Consider the following 2,489-nt stretch of genomic DNA (forward strand, 5'->3'; position numbering starts at 1 on the left):
GGCGCGGTGTCACCAGATCAGGCGTCGATGTGGAAGGCGAGGCCGGCGAGACATGGGGGCGCGGGCGCATCTTCGGCATCGTGCCGCTGCCGGATGATCGGGTCTACTGGTTCGCCACCGAATCCACCGCAGCAGGCCAGCCCGCCGCCGACGAGCCCGGACAGAATGAGCACAGCGCGGTACGGGAGCGGTTCGGCCACTGGCACCCGCCGATCCTGGCGTGCATCGACGCGACACCGCCCGGCGCGGTGCTCCGTCACGATATCTACGACCTCGCCCGCCTCCCGGCCCCGTTCTTCAAGGGCCGAACGGTGCTGCTCGGCGACGCCGCCCACGGCATGACGCCCAATCTCGGACAGGGAGCGGGACAGGGCATCGAAGATGCCCCAACACTGACGCTCCTACTCAGGAGCGGCGACACGGACACGGCGCTCGCCCGCTATGACCGTCTCCGCCGCAGGCGGACGGCGGCAATCTGGCGGCAGTCACGGCTGCTGGGGAAGGTCGCTCAGGCATCCCACCCGGTCGCCGCGGGCATTCGCGACGTACTCCTGCGAGCGACACCGCCCGCGGTGATGGGGCGAGCCACGCAGAGCGTCCAACGCTGGATCGAGCCGTAGGGTGCGGGGACGCTCAGCTTTCCTCGGCGGCGATGAGGGTTTCGTAGTCCTGTCCGCCGTAGTAGACGCCGTGGACTTCGACCGTCTGCTCATGGACGGCAAACGCGAGGACGACGCGGCGGCGGAATCCGATCGTTCGCAGGCCCGGACGCAGGTCGTCCCTGACAAGGCCGATCATCGGGAAGTCAGCGAGGTCGTCGCAGTAGTCGAAGATCGCGGAGACGAAGCCCTCCGCTCGCTCGGGGTAGCCCGATTGCTCCGCGATCCAGAGGTAGAGGTCGGTGAGCTGCTGCCGTGCGCGGGGTGAGTAGACGACGCTCCGAGTCACGAGTCGCGTTCCGCGAGCCGCCCGGCGTGCAGCTCGGCAAGGTGGGCGCGCATATCGGCGGAGCTGATCGCCCGCGACGGGTCGGCGCGCAGCTCATCGTAGGAGGCGACGACCTCGGTGCGCAGCCACGCCTCGACGGCCTCGTCACGGGCGAACAGGGCGCGCAGGCCGTCGCGGACGACCTCGCTCTCGCTCGCATACGCACCGGACGCGACGCGCTCCTTCAGCGCCTCGGCCATGTTCGTGGGAAGGGTGATGCTGAGCTGCCTCGTCGTGCGCATGATCGAGCCTCGCTTCCAGTAGGACTCAATCCTACTCCGCATCCTCGGCCGACGGCAGAGACAACCCGCTACGGCCGATCCTCGTTCGAGGCATCCGCGAACAGGGCAAGGAACTTCTCGCGCGGGATCACCACGCGACGGCCGAGCTTGACGGACAGGATGGTGCCGTCCTCAATGCCGACCGTGATGGTACGGGGATCGACGCCGAGAGCTTGGGCAGCTTCCTGGCGGGTGATGACGAGGCTGCGCCAGTCGTACCAGACCGCTGCGGGGAAGCGGTGGAGGTATCAGATCTGGGTACCCATCGACCCCGAGCAGCCCGACCTCGGCGAGAAGAAGTTCAGCCGGGGCGGGTTCGCCACCGCCGCCGATGCAGACGCCGCGTTGCAAGACGCCCTCAAACAGCGCGACCAGCACGAGAAGTTCGGCGGGAAAGTGCCCCACCCTCAGCGCCTATGCCGACGCCTGGGTGGAAGGCCTCAAACTCGCAGACTCCACCATCGCCGGGTACAAGAAGATCATCCGCAACCGCCTCCGCCCGCAGCTCGGACACTACCCGCTCGACAAGCTCACCCCCACCCGGATCGCCCGCCACTACCGCGACATGGAACAGCACGGCCGGAAGGACGAGCTGGACAAGGGCGGGCCACTGTCGGCCAACACCGTCCACAAGGCGCACGTCGTGCTCGGCGCGATCCTCGACGCTGCGATCGAGGATGGCCACATCGCCACCAACCCCGCCAAGCGGAAGGCAGCGAAAGCGCCGACCACGAGCCAGATGCGCGCGGAGAAGCCCGAGTTGGTCACCTGGACGGCCGATCAGCTCGCGGCGTTCCTCGCGTGGGATCGCGATGAGGAGCAGGACGAGTTGTTCGCCCTGTGGTGGGTGATCGCGAACACGGGGATGCGGCGCAGCGAAGCTCTCGCACTCAGATGGAGTGACCTGAACACCACAATCTCGCAGATCAGCATCCGCCGCTTGATCAACACCGAGGATTGGACGAAGACGAAGACCACCAAGACCGGCAACGCCCGCGTCATCGACACCGACACCGCAACCGTGAAAGCACTCGCCTCCTACAAGGTCGCCCGCGCCGAGCTGTCCTTCGAGCTGGCGAGGGCCGACGCCTACATCTTCGGAGACGACCAAGGGCAACCCCGCTCACCCGACGCCATGACCAGCCGCTGGTACCGTCGCCTGAAGTGGGCCGCGAGGGTCAAGGAGTTCGAGCACCTGCCCCGACCTGAACCCCGCGATGG

The 2,489-nt window shown here is 67.6% G+C and carries 5 protein-coding genes; 2 read left to right on the forward strand and 3 right to left on the reverse strand.

The features are described from left to right. The coding region (locus tag ACK5KK_RS00080; protein ID WP_416888055.1) for an FAD-dependent monooxygenase at window positions 1-620 on the forward strand (620 nt) is incomplete at its 5' end. Between the two features lie 13 nt (window positions 621-633). Here the strand turns inward: ACK5KK_RS00080 and ACK5KK_RS00085 are convergent. From ACK5KK_RS00085 to ACK5KK_RS00095, 3 genes are all read right to left on the reverse strand, one after another. Beyond that, entirely contained in the window at window positions 634-948 is a 315-nt protein-coding gene (locus ACK5KK_RS00085) for a type II toxin-antitoxin system RelE/ParE family toxin (RefSeq protein ID WP_416888056.1), read from the reverse strand. Further along, a complete protein-coding gene (locus tag ACK5KK_RS00090; RefSeq protein ID WP_416888057.1) occupies window positions 945-1,229 on the reverse strand; it encodes a ribbon-helix-helix domain-containing protein in 285 nt (94 codons plus the stop codon). The genes ACK5KK_RS00085 and ACK5KK_RS00090 overlap by 4 nt, the downstream gene beginning before the upstream one ends. A 68-nt stretch (window positions 1,230-1,297) precedes the next feature. Further along, complete coding sequence (locus ACK5KK_RS00095; protein WP_416888059.1) at window positions 1,298-1,465, reverse strand: helix-turn-helix domain-containing protein; 168 nt, start codon at window positions 1,463-1,465, stop codon at window positions 1,298-1,300. Between the two features lie 134 nt (window positions 1,466-1,599). Between ACK5KK_RS00095 and ACK5KK_RS00100 the strand changes: the two genes are divergently transcribed. Next, on the forward strand, window positions 1,600-2,489 hold an 890-nt coding region (locus ACK5KK_RS00100), incomplete at its 3' end, for a tyrosine-type recombinase/integrase (RefSeq protein ID WP_416888058.1).

The organism is Microbacterium sp., assembly GCF_047972865.1.
In the GTDB taxonomy this organism is placed as follows: domain Bacteria; phylum Actinomycetota; class Actinomycetes; order Actinomycetales; family Microbacteriaceae; genus Microbacterium.